This is a genomic window from Thiomicrospira sp. S5 (genome assembly GCF_003991075.1).
GTDB classification, from domain to species: Bacteria; Pseudomonadota; Gammaproteobacteria; order Thiomicrospirales; family Thiomicrospiraceae; genus Hydrogenovibrio; species Hydrogenovibrio thermophilus.
The window spans coordinates 2440224-2466396 of sequence record NZ_CP014470.1 but is presented as its reverse complement, the minus strand read 5'-3'; the positions used below and the strand labels follow the sequence as shown (position 1 = coordinate 2466396).

The 26173-nt window shown below is 49.0% G+C and carries 27 protein-coding genes and 2 tRNA genes; 21 read left to right on the top strand and 8 right to left on the bottom strand.

The genetic code is table 11. The annotated features are described in order from the left end of the window. Nucleotides 1–4: 4 nt before the first annotated feature. Together ung and pdxH are read right to left on the bottom strand one after the other, a co-directional pair. A complete protein-coding gene (gene ung, locus AYJ59_RS11430) occupies nucleotides 5–700 on the bottom strand; it encodes a uracil-DNA glycosylase (RefSeq protein ID WP_127120157.1) in 696 nt (231 codons plus the stop codon). A gap of 60 nt (nucleotides 701–760) precedes the next feature. Beyond that, entirely contained in the window at nucleotides 761–1411 is a 651-nt protein-coding gene (gene pdxH / locus AYJ59_RS11425; protein WP_029939629.1) for a pyridoxamine 5'-phosphate oxidase, read from the bottom strand. Nucleotides 1412–1508: 97 nt separating this feature from the next. Here pdxH and parE point away from each other — a divergent pair, with 97 nt between their 5' ends. The 3 genes from parE (at nucleotide 1509) to AYJ59_RS11410 (ending at nucleotide 5743) form a co-directional block, all read left to right on the top strand. Next, nucleotides 1509–3395 (top strand): DNA topoisomerase IV subunit B, encoded by a 1887-nt coding sequence (parE, locus tag AYJ59_RS11420; RefSeq protein ID WP_127120156.1) that lies wholly within the window; start codon nucleotides 1509–1511, stop codon nucleotides 3393–3395. 91 nt (nucleotides 3396–3486) lie between these two features. Continuing rightward, nucleotides 3487–5106: a diguanylate cyclase gene (locus AYJ59_RS11415; protein WP_127120155.1), complete on the top strand. Its 1620-nt coding sequence runs from the start codon at nucleotides 3487–3489 to the stop codon at nucleotides 5104–5106. A 64-nt stretch (nucleotides 5107–5170) separates the two neighbouring features. Then, entirely contained in the window at nucleotides 5171–5743 is a 573-nt protein-coding gene (locus AYJ59_RS11410; protein ID WP_029939632.1) for a mechanosensitive ion channel family protein, read from the top strand. Nucleotides 5744–5746: 3 nt separating this feature from the next. Here AYJ59_RS11410 and AYJ59_RS11405 read toward each other — a convergent pair whose 3' ends face one another. Together AYJ59_RS11405 and AYJ59_RS11400 are read right to left on the bottom strand one after the other, a co-directional pair. Further along, a complete protein-coding gene (locus tag AYJ59_RS11405; protein ID WP_029939633.1) occupies nucleotides 5747–6109 on the bottom strand; it encodes a PilZ domain-containing protein in 363 nt (120 codons plus the stop codon). A 15-nt stretch (nucleotides 6110–6124) separates the two neighbouring features. Next, nucleotides 6125–6466, bottom strand: coding sequence for a PilZ domain-containing protein (locus AYJ59_RS11400; RefSeq protein ID WP_081836885.1), 342 nt, complete (start codon nucleotides 6464–6466; stop codon nucleotides 6125–6127). Between the two features lie 100 nt (nucleotides 6467–6566). Here AYJ59_RS11400 and AYJ59_RS11395 point away from each other — a divergent pair, with 100 nt between their 5' ends. The 4 genes from AYJ59_RS11395 to AYJ59_RS11380 all read left to right on the top strand — a co-directional run bounded on the left by AYJ59_RS11395 (nucleotide 6567) and on the right by AYJ59_RS11380 (nucleotide 10792). Further along, nucleotides 6567–6848, top strand: a complete 282-nt coding sequence (locus AYJ59_RS11395) for a heavy-metal-associated domain-containing protein (RefSeq protein WP_029939635.1) — start codon at nucleotides 6567–6569, stop codon at nucleotides 6846–6848. 64 nt (nucleotides 6849–6912) lie between these two features. After that, complete coding sequence (gene parC, locus AYJ59_RS11390; protein ID WP_127120154.1) at nucleotides 6913–9141, top strand: DNA topoisomerase IV subunit A; 2229 nt, start codon at nucleotides 6913–6915, stop codon at nucleotides 9139–9141. 74 nt (nucleotides 9142–9215) lie between these two features. After that, the gene (locus AYJ59_RS11385; RefSeq protein ID WP_029939637.1) at nucleotides 9216–10052 is read left to right on the top strand and encodes a motility-associated protein; all 837 of its coding nucleotides are present in this window, start codon (nucleotides 9216–9218) and stop codon (nucleotides 10050–10052) included. A gap of 5 nt (nucleotides 10053–10057) precedes the next feature. Next, nucleotides 10058–10792, top strand: a complete 735-nt coding sequence (locus tag AYJ59_RS11380) for an OmpA/MotB family protein (RefSeq protein ID WP_029939638.1) — start codon at nucleotides 10058–10060, stop codon at nucleotides 10790–10792. Between the two features lie 7 nt (nucleotides 10793–10799). Here AYJ59_RS11380 and AYJ59_RS11375 read toward each other — a convergent pair whose 3' ends face one another. Genes AYJ59_RS11375 through hemA form a run of 4 tightly spaced genes read right to left on the bottom strand, consistent with a single transcriptional unit; the run spans nucleotide 10800 to nucleotide 14928 of the window. Continuing rightward, nucleotides 10800–11561 (bottom strand): HesA/MoeB/ThiF family protein, encoded by a 762-nt coding sequence (locus tag AYJ59_RS11375; RefSeq protein ID WP_127120153.1) that lies wholly within the window; start codon nucleotides 11559–11561, stop codon nucleotides 10800–10802. Nucleotides 11562–11593: 32 nt separating this feature from the next. Beyond that, nucleotides 11594–12478: a peptide chain release factor N(5)-glutamine methyltransferase gene (gene prmC, locus AYJ59_RS11370; protein ID WP_127120152.1), complete on the bottom strand. Its 885-nt coding sequence runs from the start codon at nucleotides 12476–12478 to the stop codon at nucleotides 11594–11596. 18 nt (nucleotides 12479–12496) lie between these two features. Next, entirely contained in the window at nucleotides 12497–13585 is a 1089-nt protein-coding gene (gene prfA, locus AYJ59_RS11365; protein WP_029939641.1) for a peptide chain release factor 1, read from the bottom strand. A 56-nt stretch (nucleotides 13586–13641) separates the two neighbouring features. Continuing rightward, nucleotides 13642–14928, bottom strand: coding sequence for a glutamyl-tRNA reductase (hemA, locus tag AYJ59_RS11360; protein WP_127120151.1), 1287 nt, complete (start codon nucleotides 14926–14928; stop codon nucleotides 13642–13644). A 211-nt stretch (nucleotides 14929–15139) separates the two neighbouring features. Here hemA and AYJ59_RS11355 point away from each other — a divergent pair, with 211 nt between their 5' ends. From AYJ59_RS11355 to AYJ59_RS11290, 14 genes are all read left to right on the top strand, one after another. Continuing rightward, nucleotides 15140–16975 carry a tetratricopeptide repeat protein gene (locus tag AYJ59_RS11355; protein WP_127120150.1) on the top strand — a complete coding sequence of 612 codons (1836 nt, stop codon included), beginning with the start codon at nucleotides 15140–15142 and terminating at the stop codon, nucleotides 16973–16975. Nucleotides 16976–17107: 132 nt separating this feature from the next. Beyond that, nucleotides 17108–17182 (top strand) — tRNA-Gln (locus tag AYJ59_RS11350). Nucleotides 17183–17247: 65 nt separating this feature from the next. Next, nucleotides 17248–18213: a ribose-phosphate pyrophosphokinase gene (locus tag AYJ59_RS11345; RefSeq protein WP_029939644.1), complete on the top strand. Its 966-nt coding sequence runs from the start codon at nucleotides 17248–17250 to the stop codon at nucleotides 18211–18213. A 185-nt stretch (nucleotides 18214–18398) separates the two neighbouring features. Next, the gene (locus AYJ59_RS11340) at nucleotides 18399–18977 is read left to right on the top strand and encodes a 50S ribosomal protein L25/general stress protein Ctc (RefSeq protein WP_029939645.1); all 579 of its coding nucleotides are present in this window, start codon (nucleotides 18399–18401) and stop codon (nucleotides 18975–18977) included. Nucleotides 18978–19008: 31 nt separating this feature from the next. After that, entirely contained in the window at nucleotides 19009–19587 is a 579-nt protein-coding gene (gene pth, locus AYJ59_RS11335; RefSeq protein ID WP_127120149.1) for an aminoacyl-tRNA hydrolase, read from the top strand. A gap of 63 nt (nucleotides 19588–19650) precedes the next feature. After that, nucleotides 19651–20742: a redox-regulated ATPase YchF gene (gene ychF / locus AYJ59_RS11330; RefSeq protein WP_029939647.1), complete on the top strand. Its 1092-nt coding sequence runs from the start codon at nucleotides 19651–19653 to the stop codon at nucleotides 20740–20742. A gap of 97 nt (nucleotides 20743–20839) precedes the next feature. Beyond that, nucleotides 20840–20916: transfer RNA gene (locus tag AYJ59_RS11325), tRNA-Met, on the top strand. 181 nt (nucleotides 20917–21097) lie between these two features. Continuing rightward, the gene (locus AYJ59_RS11320; protein ID WP_029939648.1) at nucleotides 21098–22348 is read left to right on the top strand and encodes a tyrosine-type recombinase/integrase; all 1251 of its coding nucleotides are present in this window, start codon (nucleotides 21098–21100) and stop codon (nucleotides 22346–22348) included. Between the two features lie 210 nt (nucleotides 22349–22558). Beyond that, nucleotides 22559–22765, top strand: coding sequence for a helix-turn-helix transcriptional regulator (locus AYJ59_RS11315; protein WP_029939649.1), 207 nt, complete (start codon nucleotides 22559–22561; stop codon nucleotides 22763–22765). 6 nt (nucleotides 22766–22771) lie between these two features. Further along, the gene (locus AYJ59_RS11310; protein ID WP_051673537.1) at nucleotides 22772–23185 is read left to right on the top strand and encodes a hypothetical protein; all 414 of its coding nucleotides are present in this window, start codon (nucleotides 22772–22774) and stop codon (nucleotides 23183–23185) included. Between the two features lie 410 nt (nucleotides 23186–23595). Continuing rightward, complete coding sequence (locus AYJ59_RS11305) at nucleotides 23596–24033, top strand: hypothetical protein (RefSeq protein ID WP_029939651.1); 438 nt, start codon at nucleotides 23596–23598, stop codon at nucleotides 24031–24033. Nucleotides 24034–24082: 49 nt separating this feature from the next. After that, entirely contained in the window at nucleotides 24083–24313 is a 231-nt protein-coding gene (locus AYJ59_RS11300; protein WP_029939652.1) for a hypothetical protein, read from the top strand. A gap of 637 nt (nucleotides 24314–24950) precedes the next feature. Further along, nucleotides 24951–25391, top strand: coding sequence for a conjugative transfer protein MobI(A/C) (gene mobI / locus AYJ59_RS11295; protein ID WP_029939653.1), 441 nt, complete (start codon nucleotides 24951–24953; stop codon nucleotides 25389–25391). A gap of 193 nt (nucleotides 25392–25584) precedes the next feature. Beyond that, nucleotides 25585–26172, top strand: coding sequence for a recombinase family protein (locus AYJ59_RS11290; RefSeq protein ID WP_038151854.1), 588 nt, complete (start codon nucleotides 25585–25587; stop codon nucleotides 26170–26172). Nucleotide 26173: the final 1 nt, after the last annotated feature.

Genomic DNA, 26173 nt, shown 5'->3' with positions numbered 1-26173 from the left:
AGGCTTATGCCTTTGGCGGCAATTGCCAATCAATCGGGGCTTGCTGGTGTTGCGTTAAATAGTGGTTGGCACGGGAAAAAGGCCGACTGCCGAAAAAGCCGCGATAGGCGGAGAGCGGTGACGGGTGCGGGCTTTTTAAAATCAAATGACGTTGCGGGTCGATGAAGCGCCCTTTCTTTTGCGCGTAAGCACCCCACAAGATAAACACCAAATGTTCGCGTTGCGTCGCCAGAGCATGAATGATGGCATCGGTAAACTGCTCCCAGCCGCGATTTTGGTGAGCATTGGGTTGGCCGGCTTCCACAGTGAGGACGGCGTTGAGCAGTAAGACGCCCTGATCGGCCCAGGGTTGTAAATAGCCGCAATGCTGGTTGTCGACATTGAGGTCGTCTTGCAACTCTTTATTAATGTTCAGCAGCGATTTTGGCAAGGGCTGGACGTCTGGCAAGACCGAAAAACTTAAACCGTGGGCGTGGCCGATGGTCGGGTAAGGGTCTTGTCCGAGAATCACGACTTTGACTTTGTCAAACGGTGTGCTGTTCAAGGCGTTGAACCACTGACTGCCTTTTGGAAGAATGCGTTTTCCTTGGGCTTTTTCGGCGGTCAAAAACGCCTTTAACTCTTGCATATAGGGTTGGTCGAATTCCTGACCGACCACGGCCAGCCAAGATGGGTCGAGTTGGATGTTCTGCTGCGGCATTGAGCTTCTCTGGTTTAAAACGGGTTAAGCGAATGAGTTTAACAGCCTGAATCGCACCGGCTAAGGTGATAAGCGGGCAATGTGCCAGGCCTGGTCGTTTTCGTCGGAGTGCGCGAAACGAAAACGGTCATGCAAACGGCTTGGGCGGCCTTGCCAGAACTCGAAATAGGTCGGAGTCAGACGATAGCCGCCCCAGTGCTCGGGGCAGGGAATTTCGCCTAAATGTTCTTCGGCCGCGATTTCCATGTTCTGTTCCAACGTTTTGCGGCCCGGCACTTCGGTACTCTGCTGAGAAATCAGCGCGGCCAGTTGACTGTCTCGCGGGCGGGATTTGAAATAGGCTTCCGACGCCTCACGGGGAATTTTTTCCATGCGGCCTTCAATGCGTACCTGGCGATCGAGTTCCGGCCAGAAAAACAACAGCGCGCCTTTCGGATTGTCGGCGATTTGCTGGCCTTTGTCGCTTTCATAATGAGTGTAAAAAACCAAACCGTCTTTCCCAAAGGCTTTCAATAGTACGATGCGGCTATGCGGCTGGCCGGTTTTATCCACTGTAGACAGGCTCATGGCGGTGGGGTCTTGCGCCATGCGTTCGTAGGCGAAATCCATCCACTCGGAAAACTGTTGGAAAGGGTCGAGATGCAAATCGGCGTGGTTGAGTGTGGCAAACTCATATTGACGGCGTTCGTCGTGATAGTCTCGATTGGGCATTGGTTCGGTTCTCGTTTGAATCCATAGAATATTAGGGTTAATATAACTCAACTGAAAAATACTTACCACATGACTTACCACTTAGGAGTTCCCTTACGTGAGCGAAAATTACAATGCGTCCGAAATCGAGGTTTTAACAGGTCTGGATCCGGTCCGGAAACGACCGGGGATGTATACCGACACCACGCGCCCCAACCACTTGGCGCAGGAGGTCATCGATAACAGTGTGGACGAGGCTTTGGCTGGCCATGCTTCGGAAATCACGGTGACGCATTTCGCGGACGGTTCCATTATGGTGGAAGACAACGGCCGGGGGATGCCGGTGGATATTCACCCCGAAGAGGGCGTGCCGGGCGTGGAAGTGATTCTGACCAAGCTGCATGCCGGCGGCAAATTTTCCAATAAGGCCTATCAATTTTCCGGCGGGTTGCACGGGGTTGGGGTTTCGGTGGTGAACGCCCTGTCGAAACGGGTGGAAATCCAAATCAAGCGTGGTGGTCAGCAGCACCAGATTGCGTTTGAAAACGGCGAGTTGGTTGAACCGCTGGAAGTCATCGGTAAAGTCGGTAAGAAAAACACCGGCACCGCTTTGCGTTTTTGGCCGGACGCGGCGTTTTTCGACACGCCGAAGTATGCCTTGACCAAATTGAAGCATTTACTGCGTGCCAAAGCGGTTCTCAGTCCGGGGCTGAAAGTGACTTTCGTCGATGAACCGAGTCAGGAAAAAACCGAATGGCAATACGACGACGGTTTGCGAGATTACTTGAATCAAGCGCTGGAGGGGGTGGAACGCCTGCCGTTGGAAGGGTTTGTCGGTGAATCGCATAACGAGAATGAAGGGGTGGCTTGGGCCATTACCTGGTTGGCGGAGCCGTCCGAAAACTTGTTGGAAAGTTACGTGAACTTGATCCCCACGCCGCAGGGCGGAACGCACGTGAATGGGCTGCGTGCCGGTGCGACGGATGCGATTCGCGAGTTTTGCGAATTCCGAAATTTGCTACCGCGTGGGGTGAAATTGACACCGGAAGATGTTTGGCAGAATGTGGCGTTTGTACTGTCAGCCAAAGTGCGCGAACCGCAGTTTGCCGGACAGACCAAAGAGCGTTTGTCGTCGCGTGAATGCGTGCCGTTTATTTCCGGCGTGGTGAAAGACAGCTTGAGTTTATGGCTGAACCAGCACACCGATGTGGCGGAAAAGATTGCCGAAATTGTCATCAATAATGCCAATAACCGCAATAAGAAAGCCAAGAAAATCACCCGTAAGAAAATTACCTCCGGCCCTGCGCTCCCCGGTAAATTGGCTGATTGTACCGAGTCGGACTTGAACCGCACCGAATTGTTTTTAGTGGAGGGGGATTCTGCTGGCGGCTCCGCCAAGCAAGCGCGTGATAAGAATTTCCAGGCCATTATGCCGTTGCGTGGCAAGATTTTGAATACCTGGGAGGTCGATTCGGAGCAGGTGTTGGCCTCGGCGGAAATTCATGACATCAGTGTCGCGATCGGTGTGGACCCGGGGGCGGAAGACTTGACCAGTCTGCGTTACGGGAAAATTTGCATTCTGGCGGATGCCGACTCGGATGGGGCTCATATTGCGACCTTGATTTGTGCGCTGTTTGTCAAACACTTCCCGAAACTGGTGGAGAACGGCCATGTCTACGTGGCCATGCCGCCGTTGTATCGGGTCGATGTCGGCAAACAGGTGTTTTATGCTTTGGACGAAGCCGAAAAAACCGGCATTCTGGATCGTGTCGAATCGGAAAGAATCCCTGGCAAAGTACAGGTGACCCGTTTCAAAGGCTTGGGCGAAATGAATCCGAAGCAGCTGCGGGAAACCACGATGATGCCGGAGACACGTCGTTTGATTCAGCTGAGCCTGGATGCAGAGACTTCCGTGTTGGTTATGGATAAGTTGTTGGCCAAAAAACGCTCCTCGGACCGTAAGGCGTGGCTGGAAGAAAAGGGTGATTTGGCGGAAGTGGTGTAATTTCCCTGTATTCGACAGGTAAATTACTTTTACATTCGAAAAGCTTTTTAATATCATGGGGCTTACACAATAATAAGGTGGTAAGCATTCTGTGAAAACGCCTATCCAGTCATCTCTCGTTCATCGTCTGTTTGCAGAGTTGGAAACACTCTTTTCGTCGAATGGCATCATTCTGATTTTGGTGATTTTGCTCACCATCACCATGAATGCGGTCAGTTTTGTCAGTATTAAGTGGCTGCAAACCGAATGGGCGGATGAATACAGCCTGTACGAAGCCAAAGATAAGCTGTATTTCGACCTTTATCGTGAGTCGGGTTACGGCGGATTTATCCATCACTTCAAAAACACCGTTCTCAGAAACGATGAGGTTCCCCTCAAGCTCCTTTCCGATAATTATCAAGCGATTACCCAAAACCTGACGGCACTGCAAAACATGGCGACGTCGCCGGAAGAAAAGCGTTTAATTCGTCAAATCGAAGAAACGTTTCAGGAGTATTGGGAAAAGCTGCCGATTCTGGAACAAGCGGTGCGCGAAAACTGGTCGGCGGAGAAAACCGATCGTCTGGTGAAGGTCAGTGAACGAGCTGCACTACAGGCGCTGGACGAGCTGGTAAAGGTGAATCAGCAGTTGTTTAATGCCTCCTTTGATAAGAATCAGGCCTTGATCGACAATGTCCGTTTTTACCAAACGCTTTCCTTGACGGTGCTGTTATTGCTGAGCTTGCTGTTGCTGTTGTTCTTAAAGCGTAAAGCAGGCCTGGTCAAAAAAGTGCAATCCCTGCAAAAAGAAATTCTCTGCTATGAAAATCTGTACGAGGGTACCTTGGACAGTATGGTCGACGCCTGCATTATCACGGATGCGACCGGTATTATCGAGAACTTCAATGAAATCACGCTGCAAACGTTCGGGTATGAGTCCCATGAGTTGATGGGGCAGCGAATTGAGATTCTGATTCCGGAAGGCGAGCATAAACAGCACCATGCCGACTATATGAAGTCGGCTTCCATGCGTAAAAAAGTGTTGTTCAAGGGGCGGGAGTTGAAGGCGCAGAAGAAAGACGGTTCGGAAATCTCGGTTGAAATTACGGTGACGCCGCTCAGCGTGAACGGGCAGTTGAAGTTTGTTGGCATCATTCACGACATCACGGACCGAATGAAGTTGATGGAGCAGTTGGGTGCTGTGTTGCTACAGTTGCGTAATGAAGCCACCAAGGATTACCTGACGGGGCTGATGAATCGCAAAGCGTTTTTCGAGCATGCCGAAAAAGTTTGGAGTTTGGCCAAGCGGAATCATGAACCCTTGTGTATGTTGATGCTGGACATCGATTTATTCAAGGAAATCAACGATACCTATGGGCATAATTCCGGTGATCGTGTGTTGAAAGGCTTGGCGGAGTTGTTCGAACATGAGTGTCGCAAGGAAGATTTGATTTGCCGTTACGGTGGCGAAGAGTTTTTGATTTTGCTGGAAAGCCAGCCCGCTAAAGGTGCGATGGAATTCGCCAATCGGATCCGCCAAGCGGTGGAAGTGGCGGAAATGGACATTGGAGAAGGCGTTAAGATTCAAATTACGGTCAGCATCGGTTTGGTGGCGGTGGAATGTGACGAAATTCCTTCCATGGAAGAAATGATTTCCTTGGCGGATAAACTGTTGTATCAAGCCAAAACCAACGGTCGTAACCAAGTGGCGGAAAATATCTTGCACAACTGATTGTCTTTTTCATCAGAAGTCGCCAAAATAAAATTTTCGTAATCGATTCGTTGTCGTAGGGCTTATGTCGGATTTACTGTCTTATTCTCCCATTTCATTAACACCGTTGATTTTAACGGGGTTGATTCTGCTGAGTTACTTTGTCCTGAACTGGTTTTTGAAACGGGTGATCACGTCGCTGGGGCACTTAAAGAACGTACCGCCCGCCCGCCACGCACAAGTGTATAAATATTTTCGGGTGGTGTTGATTATCCTGACGGCGGTAATGCTGTTGCTGGCCTGGGGGATTGATTATCGTGGTTTGGTGGTAGTGGCCTCGTCGATTCTGGCGATGCTGGCGGTCGCGTTGGTCGCGCAATGGTCGATTTTGAGTAACATCACCGCGGGTGTGTTGATTTTCTTCAGCTTTCCGGTGCGTATCGGCGATAAAATGGAAATTATCGATGGCGCTTCGACCGTTATCGGTGAGATTGTGGAGATTAATTTGTTTCAAATCATTTTGCGTGACGATGACGGCAAGATGGTGTCCTATCCTAATAATCTGTTACTGCAAAAAGCGGTGCGCAAGCTTCAAAAGGACGATGTGTCGCCCGGCGCCAAGCCGGTGCGAATGAAAGAACGTTTGAAATCCGATTGAGGTTTAACTGTTGGCTTTGCGGTGCAGTTGTCGCCCGAGTTCTTTCAGGCGTTCCTTGTAGGCAAGGAAGTCTTCGATAATGTCGAAATCCCGTTTGGCCAATTCTTCAAATTCAATCGTTAAAAAATAGCCGTTAGCAGTGTTGTGGCTGCTGCGTACGTGCCCGAATAACGTCATTTGGTTGAAGCGTTCCAATGCCGGCAGTTCAAAAATGACTTCCAAACGTGTACCGACGGAGGCATTTTTGGAAGATTCAACCGCCACGCCTTTGATGGAAATTTCTTTTAAGCGCCCTTGAACGGTTACCGTATGCCCTTTGATGGTGGCGTTGCGGTCCGCCGAGGCAGACAGCGAATTAAATAGCATTTGGTTTGTATCTCCCTAATCCAAACGGTGGTGATAATTGATGTATTCCGTAATCACCGATTGCATGTAATCTGAAATATCGGTGAATTCGACACCGATTAAATATTGCTGTCCACGAATGTGCGTGCTGTGAGCGGTGACGCCTTCCAGTTTGATTTCAGAGCGCCCGATACTCGGCAGCTGGAACTGAACGGAAACCTTATCGCCTTCGTTTAGTTCTTCATTGGACAGGATGCCGACACCCAAAATCGATAAGTCCAACATTTTTGCGTCCGAGCTTCCGGACTCGGTGGTCAATTTTACAGGCCTTTCCGTCGAAATACGTTCGGCTCTTCGTTGTTCAGCAGTATACAGCATAGCGTTCCATCAGGGTTTCGGGTTGGTTTTAGTTTTATCGTTATATTAACTATGATAAATTAACTTCTATTGAATGGAAAACTTAAAATGTGGAGCGAATATGCTTTTTTCCGTGGAAGTGGATAATATCAAGTGCGGCGGTTGTGCGCACTCAATCGAATCGAAGCTGTCTGAAATGGACGGTATTTCTCAGGTAACCGTAGAGGTTGAAGCAGGCCTGGTCACTTTCGAGTCGGAAGACGACACTCCCGTGGAAGCCGTCAAGGGTAAGTTATCGAGTATGGGCTACCCGGAAAAAGGCTCAATGGAAGGCGTGGGTGCGATGGGTGCGAAAGCCAAATCCTATGTTTCCTGTGCCATCGGCAAAATGTCTCAGGAGTGAATCATCACTTTCCCTCCCTGCATGAATTCAACCCAAATCCATAAAACCAATAAAAGAGGCACGGATGAGCCAACAGATGATTAACTATGAAGGCATCGAGCAACAGTCGGTTGCTCAGTTTACGGAAAAGGCGTATTTGGATTACGCCATGTATGTCATTCTGGACAGAGCCTTGCCGCATATCGGTGACGGCTTGAAACCGGTGCAACGACGAATCATCTACGCCATGTCGGAATTGGGTTTGAAAGCGTCCGCCAAGTACAAAAAATCGGCGAGAACGGTCGGGGACGTGCTGGGTAAATTCCACCCGCATGGCGATTCCGCTTGTTATGAAGCCATGGTGCTGATGGCGCAAGATTTTTCCTTTCGTTACCCGTTGGTGGACGGTCAAGGGAACTGGGGGTCGGTCGACGACCCGAAATCCTTTGCCGCCATGCGTTATACCGAAGCCAAATTGTCGAAGTTCAGTCAGTTGCTGCTGGAGGAGACGGGGCAAGGCACGGTGGATTGGGTTCCGAACTTCGATGGGAGTATGGACGAGCCGAGTGTCCTGCCGTCTCGTGTGCCGCATGTGTTGTTGAACGGGACGTCCGGTATTGCTGTGGGGATGGCGACCGACATCCCGCCGCATAACCTGCGTGAAGTCGTCAATGCCTGTGTGGCCTTGCTGGAAGATAAAAGTCTCACGCATGAGGCCTTGTGTGAAATTTTGCCGGGACCGGATTATCCGAACCGCGCGTTGATCATCACGCCGAAGGCGGAGCGACTGCGCTTATATGAAACCGGCAGTGGTTCGATTCGTCAGCGCGCGCATTATTACGTTGAAGACGGCGTGAATGTCGTCGTCGATGCCTTGCCGTTCCAAGTTTCCGGCGCCAAAGTGCTGGAACAAATCGCTTCGCAGATGCGTGCCAAAAAATTACCGATGGTGGTCGATTTACGGGACGAGTCGGACCACGAAAATCCGATTCGTCTGGTCATCGAGTTGCGCTCCAAGCGCATTGATGTCGATGCGGCCATGTTGCATTTGTTCGCGACGACCGATTTGGAAAGAAGTTATCGCGTCAACTTGAATGTCATCGGTTTGAATGGCCGTCCGCAGGTTAAAAGTTTGAAAGACATGTTGTCGGAATGGTTGGTGTTCCGGACGGAAACGGTTCGCCGACGTTTGCAGTATCGTCTTGATAAGGTCTTGGCCCGCTTGCACATTCTGGAAGGTCTGTTGGTGGCTTTCCTGAACATCGACGAAGTCATCGCCATTATCCGTGAAGAAGACAAGCCTAAGCCGGTGTTGATGGAACGTTTCGGTTTGACCGATTTGCAGGCCGAAGCGGTGCTGGAATTGAAATTGCGGCATTTGGCGCGTTTGGAAGAAATGAAAATTCGCGGCGAGCAGGAAGAGCTGGAAGCCGAACGCCAAAAAATCGAAAAAACTCTTGGCAGTGCGGCACGCATGAAAACGTTGGTCAAAAAAGAACTGTTGGCCGATGCTGAAACCTATGGCGACGATCGTCGTTCACCACTGGAAGAAGCGTCTCAGGCACAAGCCATGAGCGAGCAGGATTTACTGCCGTCCGAGGCCATTACCGTGGTGTTGTCGGAAAACGGTTGGGTTCGTGCTGCTAAAGGACATGATATTGAAGGTGAGTCCTTAGGGTATAAATCGGGGGACAGCTTCTGTTCGCAAGCCAGCGGCCAAAGCCGCCAAATGGCGGTGTTTATGGACAGTACCGGCCGAGCTTACAGCTTAGCGGCGCACAGTTTGCCGTCGGCCAGAAGTCATGGTGAACCTTTGACGGGGCGCTTGAACCCTTCCGCCGGTGCCAGTTTCAAACAGGTATTGCTCGGTCAGCCGAAGGAACAGTATATTTTGGCCAGTTCGTCCGGTTACGGTTTCATCACGGAGTTGGAGAACCTTTATTCGAAAAACAAAGCCGGTAAAGCGGCCATCAGTTTGCCGAAGGGAAGTGAGTTGTTGAAACCGGCGAAAGTATCGGAGTCTGATTGGGTCGTGGTGGTGACCGATGAACCGCGGATGCTGGTGTTTGAGATGTCGGAGCTGCCGTTATTGGCGAAAGGGAAGGGGAATAAACTGATTCAGATGCCGAAAGGCACGTCGGTACAGGCGGTTTTTGCCTTCCAGTCCGGTCAAAAAATTGAAATCGTTGCCGGTAAGTACGCGAAAGAGTTCGGACCGACGGCGATTGAAGAAGCATTTTCAAATCGTGCGAAGCGCGGCGTGACGCTGCCTCGCACCCTGAAAAAGGTAACGGCGATTCGCTTAGCGGAATAAGTTTGACAGTTTTTGGTATCCTTGTTGCTTAAACGAGTTTAGATTAATTTAAGACTGTCAAAAAAGTAGCCATTATGATTTCAAAACCTTTTTCAATACTTGTCATCCTGGGTAGCATGATCGGGGGCTTCCTGATGGCGGGCGGCTCGTTGATTTCGCTGTGGCACCCGGCGGAATTGGTGATTATCCTCGGCTTGGGCTTGGGGGTCTTTTTCGGTTCTACGCCGGTGTATGTCTGGTTGAAGACGTTTACCTATATCGGTCGCTACTTTGGTGGTGGGCGCGTCAATAAAAAAATCTATATTGAAGTGTTGGGTCTATTGGACGAACTGTCGCGTTTGGCACGTTCCCAAGGCTTGCTGGCTTTGGAAAATCATGTGGTTTCGCCGGAAAACAGCTCGATTTTCGCCAAGTATCCATTGGTGCTGAAGCACAAGGAATTGAAAAAATTTGTGGTCGACAATTTCAGTTATCTGCTGTTGAATCCACCGCAATCGTTGAATTTTGAAAATTACCTGCACGACCAGATCGAAGACATTATGCAGTCGATGATGGAAGTGCCGAAAGCCACCGGCAAAATTGCCAATTTGATGCCCGGTTTCGGGATTATCGCCGCCGTTATGGGGGTGATTTTGACGATGAACCTGTTGGGGGGCGACATGGATGTAGCCGCCATCGGTAACTCCATTGGGGCGGCGTTGGTCGGTACCCTGACAGGGATTTTCGTGGCGTTTGCCGCGATTGCACCGTTTACGCATTCGGTCGAGGTGATGATTCGCCAAGATAAGGCGATTTTCATTGTCGTGGCCTCGTATTTGACGGCCTTTGCTCATGGCGTCTCACCGAGTATGGCGATGGAAATCGGTCGTCAGCGTGTGCCGCCGGAATTTGAAGTACCGCGTGAAGGGTAAGTTCGATGTCTAAACGCAAACGTCACGAAGAGTGTCCGGAAGAGGGCGGGGCCTGGGAAATTGCCCTGGCCGATTTGATGACCACCTTGATGGTTTTCTTCTTGGTGATGTGGCTGACGTCGATTGTCGACCCGAGCAAACGAAAGGCATTTGTCGATGCCTTGATTGGCGAAGGGGCCGGCGGGGAAAATATTTCCGCCGAAGAAACCAATATGCAGAGCGTGACGCCGATCGAAAGCCTAAAACCGCCAATCAGTACTCAGGAAATTGAAGAAGCGATGTCCAAAGTCGACCCGAAAGACATTGATGTCGAAGACACGCCGGAATACACCAAAATCACCTTGAGATCGGATAGCTTCTTTGAAAGTGGGCGTGCCACCATCAATGACAAAACGCGCGAGCAGTTGGAAAAGCTGGGGGAGACCTTGGCGGGTCGCGGTCAGAAGTTGAGCATTACCGGTTATACCGACAGTATTCCGATTGAGAACCTGCAATTCCCATCCAACTGGGAACTTTCTGCCGCTCGGGCGGCGACGGTTGCCAGGACCTTCATCTATATGGGGGTGGATCCGGCCTTGATTACCATTGAAGGGAAAGCCGATAACGATCCGGTCGCGCCGAATTCAACCCCTTACGGCCGTTCCTTGAATCGTCGCGTCATTATTCTGGTGAACAAGCAGGCGGAGAAACAAGATACGCCGACCAATAAACCGGCATTCGATTTACGTAATCGACAGTGATGTCAGGTTAATTGCGGCAGGTTTTGCAGTCCGGATCCTTAGGGAGATTAAGGGTTCGGAACTGCATGGTGTGCGCGTCCATAATCATCAGTTTGCCCATTAAGGTGGGCAACGTCAGCAGTACCTTAATCGCTTCAATGGCTTGCATGGAGCCAACCATTCCCACCACCGGCGCTAAAACGCCGTTCTGACTGCAGGTCAATTCCTGACCTTGCTCTTCCTTATATAAACACTGATAACAAGGTGTCTCCGTCTGGCGGAAATCGTAGGTGGTGAGTTGACCTTCCCAACGGATGGCCGCGCCGGATACCAACGGCACGCCGTGGCGCCGGCATTGACGATTCAAGGCGAAACGGCTTTCAAAATTGTCGGTGCAATCGAGCACTACATCCGCCGTTGCGACCAAATCGGCCAATTCGGCTTCCGTGAGTTTGGTGGCAACGGTCGAAATTTCAATGTGGCGATTCAAGGCTTGAAGGTTGGCTTTGGCTGACGCCACCTTGTCCTGACCGATATTGGCTTCACGATGAATCACCTGACGTTGCAGATTGGAGTCATCGACTTGATCGAAATCCACGAGTGTCAGTTTCCCGACGCCGGCGGAAGCCAGGTAAAGCGCCGCGGGCGAACCTAAACCGCCTAGGCCGAAAATGACGGCATGCGATTGGGTCAGGGTCAGTTGCCCGTCGTAATCGACATCCGATAACAAAATCTGACGGCTGTAGCGGGACAATTCCGCATCGTTGAGTTCGGTTTTATCGGAGGTCATAGTCGTGCTTCCTGTTTCGATTTCGGTTTATTTTAACAAGTTTCGTTGGCGGCTGTTTTCGGCCATTGACCGAAGGTCACGCGCGGTTGGCCACCGTAGTCGCGACGGGTTTCGATGGATTCAAAACCATGTTGGCGGAATAAGGCCTGTACCGCGTCGGCCTGGTCGTAACCGTGTTCAAACATGAGCCAGCCGTTTGGCTTCAGGTGCCGGCCCGCCTGTTGCAGAATCTGGGTGATGTCGTCCAGTCCGGTCTCCCCGGAAGTGAGCGCCGTCAAGGGTTCGAAGCGCACATCGCCTTGGGAAAGATGCGGGTCATCCTCACGAATGTAAGGCGGGTTGGAAACGATCAGCTCAAAGCGTTCCCCGGCCAGAGGTTCGAACCAGCTGCCTGAGCAAAAACGAATGTCGAGGTCGAGGCGTTGAGCATTTTCTTTGGCGACGGCCAAGGCCTGGGGGCTGAAGTCAACGGCGGTGACGCGACAATTCGGGCCGCTGGCCGCCAGAGCACAGGCAATTGCGCCGGAACCGGTGCCCAAATCCAAAACCGACCAGGCCTGGTCGGTTTCCGGGTTTCCTGCCGCTAAGGTTTCCAGCGCGGTTTCGACCAGTATCTCGGTGTCGGGGCGGGGAATTAAGGTCGCTTCGGTGACTTTGAAAGGCAGTCCCCAGAACTCGCGGGTTTGCAGAATGTGGGCGACTGGCGTGCCCGCTTGACGTTGGGTCACGTCGTCGAAAAATTGTTGGCTTTGAGTCTCGGTCAGAAGCGCTTCCGGCCAGGTGTATAGATAGGTGCGGTTACGGCCGATGGCATTCGCCAGCAGCAGTTCCGCATCCAGGTCGATGGAGTCGGAACCGCTGGTGCTGAGCATTTGTTTGGCGTTTGACAGGGCTTGTGCAATGGTCAGGGCCGTCATTCCGAATCCTTTTCGCGGTTAGGCGTCGTCGCTGAGCGCGGCCAGCTGCTCGGCCTGGTATTCGTTGATGAGCGGGTCGATGACTTGCTCCAAACCGCCTTGCATGACTTCGTCCAGTTTATACAGCGTGAGGTTGACGCGATGATCCGTCACCCGGCCTTGCGGATAGTTGTAGGTGCGAATACGCTCCGAACGGTCGCCGCTGCCGACCAGGCTTTTACGTTCCTGGGCAATTTCCTTGTCGTGGGCGCGCTGACGTTCGTCCATGATGCGCGCGGCCAGTAACGACATGGCTCGGGCGCGGTTTTTATGTTGCGAGCGTTCGTCCTGGCACTCCACCACCGTGCCGGTGGGCAAGTGGGTGATGCGGATGGCGGAGTCGGTTTTGTTGACGTGCTGACCACCAGCGCCGGAAGCGCGGAAGGTATCCACTTTCAAGTCGGCCGGGTTCAGTTCGATTTGTTCCACGTCCGGCGCTTCGGCCATGATGACCACGGTGGCGGCGGAGGTGTGAACGCGCCCCTGGGTTTCGGTCGCGGGTACCCGTTGCACGCGGTGCGCGCCGGACTCGAACTTCAGGCGCGAATAGGCGCCGTCGCCGATGATGCGGGCGATGATTTCCTTATAACCGCCGTGCTCGCCTTCCTGGGCATTGATGATTTCCACTTGCCAGCGCATGTTTTCGGCATAACGGCTGTACATGCGGAAGAGGTCGCCGGCGAAAATCGCCGCTTCGTCACCGCCGGTGCCGGCACGGATTTCCAAAAAGATATTGGCGTCATCGTTCGGGTCCTTCGGCAGCAGCATTTTTTGCAGTTCGGTTTCCAGGGTTTCCTGAGTTTTCTCCAGGCCTGGCAGTTCTTCCTGTCCCATTTCTTTCAGGTCGGGATCGCCGGACTTGATCATGTCTTTGGCTTCTTGCAGGTCGGCATCGTTTTCGATGAACCGATTGAAGGTTTCGACCACGGGAGTGAGTTGGGAATGTTCTTTGGTCAGCTGGCGGAACTTATCCTGGTTGCCGATGATTTCCGGGTCGGACAACAGGTGGTTGACTTCGTCGAGGCGTTCAACCAGGTTTTCGAGTTTGCTGCGTATGGAATCTTTCATGGGTTCGAGTGTCTCGTTTGCAATTTGGAAAGGGTTGTCGAATCGAGCGGGCGACGCTAAGCGCGGGAGCCGGAGTTGGAATCGTCGGATTGTTCGGACAACAGGATTTGAGCCGCGGCGTCCACCACTTCTTTTTGGCCGTTCAGGCCGGCTTGGTGTAAGTTGCTGGTGGGCGTGTGCAGAATTTTGTTGGTCAATTGGTTGGCCAATTTGGTCATCAGTTCTTTCGGGTCGCCACCGTGTTCCAAGTGGTGCAGGGCTTCGGACAGGACTTGGTCTTTCAAACCGTGGGCATGGTTGCGATAGGATTGGATAATCGGGCTGACCTGTTGGGTGGCCTGATATTGCATCATGAAGCTTTCGGCTTGCAGTTCGACGATTTCTTCCGCTTCCAGTGCGGCGTCTTTACGGGAACGTTTGTTCTCTTCGATGATTTCTTGCAGATCGTCGACCGTATACAGATAGGTGTCGCTGAAGTCGCCCACGGAAGGTTCGATGTCGCGTGGAACGGCAATGTCGACCATGAAAATCGGTTTGTTGCGGCGCTGTTTGAGCGCGGCACCGACCATGTCCTTTTTCAAAATCGGTTCCGGGCTGGCGGTGGAGGTGATGATCATGTCGGCTTCATGCAAGTGGTCGGTGATTTCCGACAGGCTGATGGCGTAACCGCCTAGGCTTTCGGTCAACTGATGCGCTTTGCTAAGCGTGCGGTTGGCGATGATCAGTTTGCCGATGCGGCTTTCCTTGAGGTGGCGCGCCACCAGTTCGGTGGTTTCACCGGCGCCGATCAATAACGCGGTTTGCTGCGACAAGTCGCCGAAGAATTGTTTCGACAGTGCCACCGCGGAAAAGGCGACCGAAACCGGGCTGGAACCGATGGCGGTGTCGGTGCGCACTTGTTTGGCGGTTTTGAATACATACTGGAACAGACTGTCGAGTGTCTGATGCACGGTTTCGGATTTGTGCGCCAGATTATAGGCGTCTTTGATTTGGCCGAGAATCTGCGGCTCGCCGAGAACCAGTGAATTCAGCCCGCTGGAAACACGCATCATGTGTTTGATGGCATCCAGGTCGGCGTATTCGTAAAGGAAGTCGTCGATGCTTTGCGGTTCGAGCTGGAAGTAGTTGTGTAACCAGTCTCGCAGGCATTGAGGCGTGTCGGCTTTTAACGTGGTGTAGATCTCGGTGCGATTGCAGGTCGAAAGAATCACGCTTTCATTGGCAAGACCCTCGGCTCTCAACTTAGCCAGTGCGTCCTGCACTTCGTCGGGTGAAAAAGAGACTTTTTCACGAATATCAACAGGCGCCGTTTCATGGTTCACGCCTAAGACTAATAGTTTCATAGGGAGTCGATTTAGCCAACAGGGAAAATAATGCAATCAAAGAGGCGTAATTTTGCTAAATTATGGGTCTAATTGCAAGTTTTGAAAGCGTTTTCCGCGATTAAGCCGAAAAGCCAGGCTCGTTTCATCGTTAAAACGGTGAGATTGTGTTATAAATAGAGCTTCCAATGCGTAGAAACGCGGTTCAATTTTCTTTTCAAACGGAGATCAGGTGCCAAGTTTGATTCATAAAACAATACGAAAAAGCTGGGTGTGGGGCGTGTGTTTGGCTGGGGTTTTCCAGTTGACGGCTTGCAGTCAGTTCCCGAAAGAAGAGGCGACGGCGCCTGAGAGTACGCCGGTTGAACAACCCACGGAAGAGACGGCCCAAACACCTGAGGCCGAGGCGGAAGTCCCGCCGGTCAAGGTACCGTCCGCCGAGATGGAACCGGAAACCATGTATAAGATCATGGTAGGGGAAATGCTTGTTCAGAAAGGGCAACGGGCGAGCGCCTTCGGAGTCTTGTATCCGGTGGCGAAGAAAACCCGTGACCCAGGCCTGGCGGAAAGGGTCTTTCAATTGTCGATGGCAACTTATGACCTGAATGCCATTCAGGAAGCGGCGAAACTGTGGCGCGATGTCTCGCCGGACAAGGTCATGGCCTGGAAGGCGTCGTATCTGATTTCGGTGCGGGAAGGCAAAGTGGGCGAGGCACTGGAGTTCTGGCAACGTTATCGTGCCTTATCGGACGTGAGTTTGGAGCAGGACTTGATTGCAACGGCGATTCGAGTGACCCAAGCGGCGCAACCGACCTACGGTCTGGAGTTCCTATCCGGTTTGAAAGACTTGTACCCGGATGAACCGGCCGCGGTGTTCGGCTTGGGGTCGGCGGCGGAAGGCTATCGGGTCTACGATGTGGCGATTTCCAATCTGGAAGACGCCAGCGAACGTTATAAAAAGCGTTGGAAACAGAACGAGGACGACTTCACGGCGGAAAAATTGTATCGCGAGTCCAACCATTTGTTGGCCAATGCCTATTTGAAATCCAATCAAGCCTTGCTGGGCTTGAAACGTCTGTCGCCGTATATTAACGAAAACACCGATGACTGGCTGATGCAGGAACGCTTTGCGCGCTTGGAAGTGAAGGCCGGGTATTTTGATGAGGCGGAAAAACGCTATCTGCGCATTGTCGAAAACGAACCGAAAGCCTATACCTCGAAATTGTCGGTGGCTTTGTTGCGTTTGGAGCGTGATGATTATGCCGGTGCGGATAGTCTGTTGAAGGATTTGCAGGGAATCCCGCAATATCGTTCAACGGCCAACTATTACCTAGGGTTGTCGGCACAGGAACAAGGGCAACTTGAAGACGCCATTTCGTATTATAAGCGCATCAACACCTCCGATTACTTGGTGGATGCCAAACTGCACATCGCCGAGATTGAGTTTTCCAAAATCGGTCTGGAGCGCACCATCGAGAATCTGGAAGCGATTCAGTCCGACCAGCCGGAAGATCAGGTGAAGATCCTGCGCGGCAAGGCGATTTTCTACAACATTGCCGGTGAAAAGCAGAAAGCTATTGACGAATATCAACAAGCCATCGATATTGACGATCAGAGAGCCGACCTTTATTTGATGCAGTCGATGTTGTATTACGATCTCAAACAGTTCGATGCTTATGAAGAGAATTTGGAAAAAGCCCTGGCCATCAATCCGAATGATGTTGATGCCTTGAATGCGCTGGGTTACTTCTTTGTGGAGCAGGGGCGTGATTTGGATCGCGCCCAGCAGTTGCTGGACAAGGCTTTGGCGCTGGCGCCAAATCGTTTTTATGTGCTCGACAGCCGGGGCTGGCTTGCCTATCAGCAAGGCGATTATGAAACCGCCGAAGTCTATTTGAAGCAGGCGTTGGCGATTCAGATGGACGGCGAAGTTCTATTACACCTGATTCAGACCGAATGGAAGCTCGGCAAAAAAGATGTCGCCGCCGAGCTTTGGAATGCACATCATGAGAAGTTTCCGGAGAACGAAGCCCTGCAACAGATTTTGCAGAAGTTGTCCTCCGAATAAACGGGGCGCGAATCGCGCTTCGCTCGGAAAAGTCGTTTTACGGTTTTGTGAAACTTTTTCTGAAAAAGGGCTTGATTTGCGGTAGGGAACATGGATAATACGCACCTGTCTTTTATGACAGCGATAAACAGTTGGGCTATCGCCAAGCGGTAAGGCAACGGGTTTTGATCCCGTCATGCGCAGGTTCGAATCCTGCTAGCCCAGCCATTATCCTATCCCGAATTCTTCAAATCATTTTTTTCCTGGTTTTTCGCCATAGGAGTCGCCTTTCAATGGCTTACAAAAATGTCCGATTATTTGCCGGAAACGCAAATGTTAGCCTAGCCGAGAACATCTCCTCCTCTATCGACATTCCCCTTGGAAAAGCAGACGTTGGTCGTTTCAGCGACGGCGAGATCATGGTTCAAATCAATGAATCCGTACGCGGTAAAGACGTGTATGTCTTGCAACCGACCTGTACGCCGGAGCCTGCCGTCAATCTGATGGAGCTGCTGGTGATGATCGATGCCCTGAAACGCGCCTCCGCCAAACGTATCACCGCTGTGGTGCCGTATTACGGTTTTGCGCGTCAGGATCGTCGTCCGCACTCGGCCCGTGTTCCGATTACCGCGCGTTTGGCGGCGGACATGATTACCGTGGCGGGCGCCGACCGTTTGATTACGGTCGACTTGCATGCCGACCAGATTCAAGGCTTTTTCGACATTCCAGTGGACAATATTTACGGTTCGCCGACGTTGGTCGACGATATGCGCGCTTCCGGACACATCGCCGCCGACAATATGATGGTGGTGTCTCCGGACATGGGCGGTGTGGTTCGTGCCCGTGCCGTGGCGAAAGCGTTGGGCTGCGACATGGCGATTATCGATAAACGTCGCCCGAAAGCCAATGTCGCGCAAATCATGAACATCATCGGTGACGTCGAAGGGCGTGACTGTATTCTGGTGGACGACATGGTCGATACCGCCGGTACCTTGTGTAAAGCCGCGCAGGCTTTGAAAGATCACGGGGCCAAGAGTGTGACCGCTTATGTGGTGCATGCGGTTTTGTCCGGCCCGGCGGTTGAAAACATCAATAACTCCTGCCTGACCGAGTTGGTGGTGACGGATACCATTCCGTTGTCCGCCGCCGGCATGGCGTCTGAAAAAGTCCGCCGCGTCAGCATCGCTCCGGTGCTGGGTGAAACCATCCGACGCGTGCATCAGGAAGAATCTGTTTCCGAATTGATGCCGATTCGCTAAAAACCACCAGGCCTGGTGGTTTTTCCATCTAATACTTTGTTTTTTCTCAGTTTCCGCTTTAAGTTTCAACAAAATTCAGTATAATACCGCTCTTTGTTTCTGTGCTTGGTCGCGAGCATGGAGTGTTTGAGGCGTTTGTCCTCTTAAATAACGGGCTAAATGCCCGATTGAATGGAGTAATGAAAATGAGTCAAGTATGGACTGCAGAACTTCGTACTGAAGAAGGGAAAGGTGCGAGCCGCCGCCTTCGTCATGCGGGGAAAGTACCTGCCATCATTTATGGTGGGGAACAGGAAGCGAAGTCAATCGCATTGGAAAGCCGTGTTGTTGAACACGCTTTGAACGACATTGATTTGTACAACACGGTTTTGACCATCGAAGGTGCCGGTGACGCTGAAAGTTGCGTTATCAAAGACCTGCAACGTCATCCTGCGACTGGATTTGTCTCTCACATCGACTTTCAACGTGCGTCGGATTCTTCTCGCATCGTTAAGCGTGTACCATTGAAGTTTGTTGGTCAAGCGTCTGCACCTGGTGTGAAAATGGGTGGCTTGATGTCATTCATGCAATCCAGCGTTGAAGTGTCTTGTTTGACAAAAGATCTTCCTACGGCTATCGAAGTCGACGTTTCCGGTTTGGAAGCCGGGACAAACTTGCGTTTGTCTCAATTGGCGTTACCTGAAGGTGTGAAGCTAACCGCTTTGGCACACGGTAACACGGACTATGACCAAGCGGTTGTTGGTATCGGTAAAGTAAAACGTTAATTTTTAACGTTATTTGTTCGAAAGCCCGCATATGTCATCTGTAAAGCTCATTGTTGGTCTTGGTAATCCGGGACAACAGTACGTACAGACCCGACATAATGCGGGTTTTTGGTTTGTGGAGGACGTTGCCCGTCAATACGGTGTGCAATTTCGTCCAGAAACCAAATTTTTAGGCGAAGCGGCTCGCGTGCAATCGTCCGGATTGGATGTCTGGTTGTTGAAACCGATGACCTACATGAATCGCAGTGGTCAATCCATTCAGGCCCTGGCCAAGTTCTACAAAATCGCTCCGGAAGAAATTCTGGTGGTGCATGACGAGTTGGATTTGGAACCGGGCGTGGCGCGCTTGAAAAAAGGTGGCGGCCACGGTGGGCATAACGGCTTGCGCGACACCATTGCCGCACTGGGCACAAAAGAATTTCAGCGCTTGCGTTTGGGAATCGGCCACCCCGGAGACAGCAAACAAGTCGTGGATTACGTGCTTAAGGCGCCGTCGAAATCCGAGCAGGCCGCCATCGAAACGGCCATTGACGAAGCCGGGCGGGTCTTGCCGGAAGTGTTGGGCGGTGAGATGGAAAAAGCCATGAATCAGTTGCACACCGCAACCTGATTCAACAGACAACAGCATTCAAATCAGATTAATTACAGTTAACTTTGGGTTCAGGAGACAAACATGGGAATTAAGTGCGGAATTGTGGGGTTACCGAATGTCGGAAAATCAACCTTATTTAATGCGCTGACCAACGCCGGTATCGAATCGGCCAACTATCCGTTCTGTACGATTGAGCCCAATGTCGGCGTGGTGCCGGTGCCGGATGAGCGTGAACAGGCACTGGCCGAAATCGTCAACCCGGAGCGCGTATTGTCCGCCACGGTCGATTTCATGGATATCGCCGGTTTGGTGGAAGGGGCTTCCAAAGGGGAAGGCTTGGGGAATAAGTTCCTAGCCAACATTCGTGAAACCGACGCCATCGTTCAAGTGGTACGTTGCTTCGAAAACGACGACATCGTCCATGTGGCCGGTAAAGTCAATCCATTGGCCGATATCGAAATCATCAATATGGAATTGACCTTGGCGGATATGGAGTCGTTGGAAAAAGCCGCCGAAAAACAGCGAAAGCTCGGCAAAAGCGGCAATAAAGAAGCCCAAACCAAACAAGCTTTATTCGAACGTGTATTGGCGGAAATCGAAGACGGAAAATTGGTGCGTTTGGTGGAGATGACCGACGACGAAAAAGTGATGTTGCGTGACCTGCATCTGTTGACCATCAAGCCGATGATGTACATTGCCAACGTCAATGAAGACGGTTTTGAAAACAATACCATGCTGGACGACGTTCGTGCCTTGGCGGCGGAACAAGGTGCGATCGTGGTGCCGGTCTGTGCGGAAATCGAAGCCGAAATCGCCGAATTGGACGATGATGAAAAAGCCGACTTCCTGCAAGAAATGGGCTTGGAAGAACCCGGGTTGAACCGCGTGATTCGCGCGGCTTATGAACTGTTGGGCTTGCAAACTTATTTCACCGCCGGCGTAAAAGAGGTGCGCGCTTGGACCGTCAAAAAAGGCGCGACCGCGCCGCAAGCCGCGGGCGTTATCCACACCGACTTTGAAAAAGGTTTTATCCGTGCCGAAGTCACCGCCTACAACGATTTTATCGAATACAAAGGTGATTCCGGTGCCAAGGCGGCGGGCAAGCAACGCTTGGAAGGAAAAGAGTACATCGTCCAGGATGGCGATGTCATGCACTTCCGTTTCAACGTCTAAAATCGCCAGGCCTGGCGATTTTGGCAAAAGCTTCATAAAAGTGTCAACTGGCGGTTGACATGGCGTCTAAAAATTCTATAATACGCCAATCTTTTTTGGCTACATAGCTCAGCTGGTTAGAGCACATCACTCATAATGATGGGGTCCCAGGTTCAAATCCCGGTGTAGCCACCATATTCAAGAATTAAGCCGTTTTATACGGCTTTTTTTTCGTCCTCTGAAACGTAAAATCAATAAGTTACGTCTTTTTACAATCTTTTATGTTTGATTTATTCACTCGCAGCAAAAAAAATTGTGAGTAAAATTGTGAGTAAAATTCTTGTTATTTACTCATTCAAACGGATTTTACTCACAGATGCCTTTAACAGATGTTCAAATTAAAGCTTTAAAGCCGCAGGAAAAACGATATTTAAAACCCGATGGAGAAGGGTTGAACCTTGCTGTTAGCCCCAAAGGGCGGAAGTCCTGGGTCTTTCGTTATCGATTTAATGATAAGGCAGATATGCTCACCTTAGGCCAATATGGAGCGCGTTCAGGTCAGCTCACTATTAAAAAAGCTCGCATGGCAAAAGACAATGCCAAACTTTTAATTGAACGAGGGGTTGACCCTAAGCCATATAAAACTGAGCTTTTAACTTCCGATGTTATTGAAGCTGTTGATCAAAAGAAGAAAGCTGAACGCGTGTCGAAGGTTCAGAAAATAACATTTGAAGATCTATATGATGAGTACTGTCGATTTAAAACGACCTCCTTTGGGGGTCGTAAACCTGCTTGGGAGTACGGAACACTGAAAAAGCATAATGAGCGGTTTCAGAAGTATGTTCTTCCTATGCTTTCTGACAGAATCGTTAGCGATCTTACCGAAGATGATCTTGAACAGTGTTTGATAGTTGTTCAGGAGCATGGCGCTTTGGTGAGTCGAAATAAGATACGAACCGTTTTTAATGGAATGTTTGATTATGCAAAGGGTAAAAAATATATAACTCGAAACATCGCCAAGTACATTTCAGACTCTCTATTTGTTAAGCATCAAGAGACGCATTATAAGCACGTTACGACAGAACTGGAGCTTAAGGGGGTTGTTCGCGCAATCGATAAAATGTCGGCCTCATATGAGGTAAAACAATGTATAAAGCTTGGGCTGTTGATATTTGCCAGGCCTTCGGAAGTTTCTCAGTTGAAATGGGCTCATGTTGATTTTGATGAAGGGGTTATTTCTAAACCCGCTAGTGAAATGAAGAAAGATCGTGACCATGTCATTCCGCTTAGTCGACAGGCAAAATCTATTTTAGAGGATATATGGCCATTAACAGGTCATACAGAGTTTGTTTTTTACTCTCCCTATGGCAGCACTGGCAAGCCAGTAAGTACAAATTCATTATCGAACTCATTAAGGCGAAATGGTATTGATCAAATTCATCCGCATGGTTTTAGGCATACCGCTTCAACAATACTGAATGAAATGGGGTTTGACCAAGATGCGATTGAGTTACAGTTAAGTCATGTTATTGGTGGTGTCAGGGGTGTTTATAATAAAGCTCAAAAGCTCTCCGAGAGAAGTCATATGATGCAAGTCTGGTCAGATTATATTGAAAAGTTAATTTGAATTAAAAGGCCTTACCGTGTCGGCTCTTTTTTAAGCCCCATTTTTATGGGGCTTTTTTATATCTGTATTCTCGTTAAGATTCAATGTTTAAAAAAAACAAGATACACAATGTTTTTTGTTAGTAAACCCAGCAGTATGTTGCTCATAAAACAAGATAATTCTCCTGAAACCAAAAATTCAATATGAAATACAAAGTTTTAAGGAAATGTAATGAGACTTATCAGAATTAAGGAAGTGATGAATTTAACTGGCATTAGCCGCGCCTATGTATACGTGTTAGCGCAAAAAGGGGAATTTCCTGCACCAGTGAAGCTGACGGAGCGTTCTTCAGCTTGGGTTGAGGAGGAGGTGAAGCAATGGATTGAAAATCGGATTCAAGAGCGTAATAAAGTGCATAGCGATTTAGGAAAAGAATGATTTTTCATGGCAGGATTTCGTTCCAAAAGGGAGAGGTTGACAGGGCGGAAAGAGACCGGTCGCTTTTTAGCGCTGCCTCATGCTGTTATCCAGAGCGAAGCTTTCGAGAGCCTCAGTGGTAATTCGATAAAACTCCTTGTCCAGCTCGCCTCTCAGTACAAAGGTAGAAACAATGGCCAATTGACTGCTAGCTTCGCTGTGCTTAAGGAAAAAGGTTGGAAGTCAAAAACCACTTTAGCTAGATGTATTCAGGAGCTGATTGATGCAGGGTTTATCGTTAAAACGCGTCAAGGTTCATACCCCAAAACATTAAGTCTCTATGCGATCACATGGCAGGTTTTGGATGATGACTTGAATGGGGTCTATGATGGAGAAATTTCGGCTTTAGTTGGGAGGCGTTTGAGTGTTTTTAAAAAATAATTCCTATGTCCAGTTTTTGAACACTATAAGTCCAATAACTGGACTTATAAAGTTAAAAAATTACACCCCAGGTCCAATAATTGGACTTGTTTGAACGGTATTTTTATTTTCTAAGTCCACTTTCTGGACACGATATATATACCATTGGGGCGGAACGAAAATGCAGGGTGGTTAGGCTCAGTTAAATATGAAACCTTAATGAGATTGAAAAAATATAATCTCGTTGAGAATTTTATTTTTAAAAACAATAAGATATGTTGTTTTTTCTTTACAGTTTAAGTTTGAGGTTCTATTATTAAAAATAGCTTTTCAAAAGTTGAAAGTTGGTTGTGATTCAGGCCTGCCTGGAACAACTTCATATTTAATTTTTTGAATAATTAAAAAGCTATTGGATGATATAGGAGGGATAAGTGACAACTCTTGAAGATTTAATCAAAGGAACAGGTGTTGGTAATTACGTAGGCCTTGTTTACGGCGTTTTAACGGTTTTAATGTCAGCTTTTTTCTTGAATATTCAGTGGGATCAATATCAACAAAACGTACAACGCTCAGCGTTATTGATTTCTAAAGAGTATGGGATTTCGCTGGAATCTTCTAATGGTGTGATTTGTCACCAAGGGATTTTGCACTATAAAGCCATTGGTTTAGTGCCTTCTTATTCAGCATTTTCTCCCAATATACAATGTTCCTCCGATGCTTTTAAATCCATGACAGAAAACCCAGCAATAGAGAGGATCCATGTTGGAATGATTTTTTTATTTTTTGGGATCATTTCAATAGGACTTTCAACAGCTCGTATATTTGATAGTGAGAATAAACTTAGTTTAAGTGAGCGACCCCGAAATTAAACCGAGGGTTTAGAAGTCATAGCGTTTACACGGATATGGAGATCATCTTATGGGAATTTTTTCGGGAGCTTACCCAGTAGGAAAGGTTAAGTGGGAAAGGGTAGAAGGGTTAGGTGCAATTAAAATGGATTTGTATAGAACGAAAATAGTTGGTGGCTGGCTTGTTACTTTTTCCGCGGGAAATGCCGCTACCGGATCCGGTTCTGGTGGGTTAACTTTTATTAGTGATCCCGAGCATAGTTGGGATGGAAGTTCCTTGAACCTGGAAGAAGTGAAGTAAAGAAATATATAGTTTGTTACTGTCGAAGGGTGTTTTCTATCGCCCTTAATTTTCTTTCGTAACCCCCCTAGAAATGAAAAAACCGCCGTTAGGCGGTTTTTTCGCCCCAGGCGAACCACAGTTTAATGATCTTCACTAGGGGAGAGTTGTAATCATAATTCTACGTGTTTCTTTCTGGTTTGCAATAAAGAGAGTCTTAATTTTCACTACGCAATTCAAGCGCAATACGGTTTTTGGAGATGGAAGCGATTTCATCACAAAGGCTTGTTAAGTATTTCAGCGTCGCATTTCAATTAGATAGAAAAAATTTGCAAGATTACCAATAAAAACTGAATAAAAACCGGCCAATCTTATTTATTGATCTGAAATATAGTTCCTTTTAGAGAAGGTTAAAAAAGATTCTTGCTGTCCTTTTTATGAATTGGCACCTTGCTGTCCATTATAAGAATCAGAATCTTGTTGTCCTTATTGTAAATGGCGGTTTGGCGTCCTGATTGTAAAACCATTGTAAAACAGAGTCTTGTCGTCCTTATTGTGAAAATACGATTTTTGGGGTTTTTAGTGAATTTTTGATTGCAGTAGGGACAGCAAGAGTTTGGAGTCCCCAGTTATTAAGTGGAAAAAAATAGGAGGTTTTATGCATTTAAAAAATATCGAGCTTATGCGCGAAGCTTTGAAATCCGAATATGGAGATATTGAAACCCGAGCAAATATGTTGAGTGAACTTTTTTGGGAGCATCGAAGTGACATGGTAGAAAATAAGGTTAGTGAACAGCTCCCTTTGCTAGGCTGTCGTGTTCATAAGTCAAATGGTGCGTTAAGAATGAATTGGTTCTATTACCGGTTTTACAAAGACAGTTCACAAAAGACGCGGCGAACAAATATACATATTAAAAAAGGCCAAAAATCGAATATGTATTCTCTCGACAAGCTGTTTGCAAAATGTTTATCGAATGAGAAGGATTTGGTTAAACACGTTGAGACAGAGTTTGCGAAATTACGCGAACGCTTAAAGGTTATTCAAAATATTAAACGAAATTTAACGCTGTACGAAAAGGCATTGGGTCGGGTTAATTAGAAGGGGTTCATAATGGGTGCGGTTCAGGTTCAAAGGGTAAGTCTATAAGAGGCAGACATTGATTTATTTGTTAGTGTTAATAAAACGACCGTTTTATTAACACTCTTCTCGCCAATCAAAATTTCTTCCAAAACGCTTGTTTTAATGTTAATAAATTACGATAATAAATCTATGTAAATAAAAGGTACCTTTTATGTTTATAGGGTATGCACGCGTCAGTACACAGGATCAAAACTTGGAGCTTCAACTGGATGCTTTAGAGAAAGCAGGTTGTGAGCAAACTTTCCAGGAAAAAATCACCGGCAAGAATAAAGACCGGCCTGAACTCAATATTTGTTTAAAGACGTTGAGAGCGGGGGATGTTTTGGTCGTATGGAAGTTAGACCGGCTTGCTCGTTCCCTCAAAGATCTCGTTGAGATTATTTCTGAACTTGAATCAAAAGAGATTGGGTTTAAGTCATTAACCGAGTCAATCGACACCACCTCTCCTGGTGGGAAATTAATTTTCCATATTTTTGGTGCCTTGTCAGAATTTGAGCATAGTCTGATTAGAGAAAGAACCCTTGAAGGGCTTAAAGCGGCAAGAGCTAGAGGGCGCAAAGGTGGCAGGAAACCAGCGATGAATCGTTCTGATGTCCAAAAGGCGGCCGCTATGCTTAAAGATCCTCTGATCACCAAAACCGAAGTGGCAAAACATTTCGGAGTTAGTCGGCTGACATTAAATAAATCCCTTAATAGAGAGGGGTATGATGGACTCCCGGTGAGAAACAGTCATATATAAC

What these genes read in the sequence shown, in the direction of transcription:
- parC (WP_127120154.1), top strand. Translation starts at nt 6,913, where the DNA reads ATGAGCCAACAGATGATTAACTATGAAGGCATCGAGCAACAGTCGGTT.
- AYJ59_RS11300 (WP_029939652.1), top strand. Translation starts at nt 24,083, where the DNA reads ATGGGAATTTTTTCGGGAGCTTACCCAGTAGGAAAGGTTAAGTGGGAA.
- pth (WP_127120149.1), top strand. Translation starts at nt 19,009, where the DNA reads ATGTCATCTGTAAAGCTCATTGTTGGTCTTGGTAATCCGGGACAACAG.
- AYJ59_RS11400 (WP_081836885.1), bottom strand. Translation starts at nt 6,466, where the DNA reads ATGCTGTATACTGCTGAACAACGAAGAGCCGAACGTATTTCGACGGAA.
- prfA (WP_029939641.1), bottom strand. Translation starts at nt 13,585, where the DNA reads ATGAAAGATTCCATACGCAGCAAACTCGAAAACCTGGTTGAACGCCTC.
- AYJ59_RS11345 (WP_029939644.1), top strand. Translation starts at nt 17,248, where the DNA reads ATGGCTTACAAAAATGTCCGATTATTTGCCGGAAACGCAAATGTTAGC.
- pdxH (WP_029939629.1), bottom strand. Translation starts at nt 1,411, where the DNA reads ATGCCCAATCGAGACTATCACGACGAACGCCGTCAATATGAGTTTGCC.
- mobI (WP_029939653.1), top strand. Translation starts at nt 24,951, where the DNA reads ATGCATTTAAAAAATATCGAGCTTATGCGCGAAGCTTTGAAATCCGAA.
- prmC (WP_127120152.1), bottom strand. Translation starts at nt 12,478, where the DNA reads ATGACGGCCCTGACCATTGCACAAGCCCTGTCAAACGCCAAACAAATG.
- AYJ59_RS11375 (WP_127120153.1), bottom strand. Translation starts at nt 11,561, where the DNA reads ATGACCTCCGATAAAACCGAACTCAACGATGCGGAATTGTCCCGCTAC.
- AYJ59_RS11380 (WP_029939638.1), top strand. Translation starts at nt 10,058, where the DNA reads ATGTCTAAACGCAAACGTCACGAAGAGTGTCCGGAAGAGGGCGGGGCC.
- AYJ59_RS11405 (WP_029939633.1), bottom strand. Translation starts at nt 6,109, where the DNA reads ATGCTATTTAATTCGCTGTCTGCCTCGGCGGACCGCAACGCCACCATC.
- AYJ59_RS11385 (WP_029939637.1), top strand. Translation starts at nt 9,216, where the DNA reads ATGATTTCAAAACCTTTTTCAATACTTGTCATCCTGGGTAGCATGATC.
- AYJ59_RS11395 (WP_029939635.1), top strand. Translation starts at nt 6,567, where the DNA reads ATGCTTTTTTCCGTGGAAGTGGATAATATCAAGTGCGGCGGTTGTGCG.
- AYJ59_RS11290 (WP_038151854.1), top strand. Translation starts at nt 25,585, where the DNA reads ATGTTTATAGGGTATGCACGCGTCAGTACACAGGATCAAAACTTGGAG.
- hemA (WP_127120151.1), bottom strand. Translation starts at nt 14,928, where the DNA reads ATGAAACTATTAGTCTTAGGCGTGAACCATGAAACGGCGCCTGTTGAT.
- ychF (WP_029939647.1), top strand. Translation starts at nt 19,651, where the DNA reads ATGGGAATTAAGTGCGGAATTGTGGGGTTACCGAATGTCGGAAAATCA.
- AYJ59_RS11315 (WP_029939649.1), top strand. Translation starts at nt 22,559, where the DNA reads ATGAGACTTATCAGAATTAAGGAAGTGATGAATTTAACTGGCATTAGC.
- AYJ59_RS11410 (WP_029939632.1), top strand. Translation starts at nt 5,171, where the DNA reads ATGTCGGATTTACTGTCTTATTCTCCCATTTCATTAACACCGTTGATT.
- AYJ59_RS11340 (WP_029939645.1), top strand. Translation starts at nt 18,399, where the DNA reads ATGAGTCAAGTATGGACTGCAGAACTTCGTACTGAAGAAGGGAAAGGT.
- AYJ59_RS11320 (WP_029939648.1), top strand. Translation starts at nt 21,098, where the DNA reads ATGCCTTTAACAGATGTTCAAATTAAAGCTTTAAAGCCGCAGGAAAAA.
- ung (WP_127120157.1), bottom strand. Translation starts at nt 700, where the DNA reads ATGCCGCAGCAGAACATCCAACTCGACCCATCTTGGCTGGCCGTGGTC.
- AYJ59_RS11310 (WP_051673537.1), top strand. Translation starts at nt 22,772, where the DNA reads ATGGCAGGATTTCGTTCCAAAAGGGAGAGGTTGACAGGGCGGAAAGAG.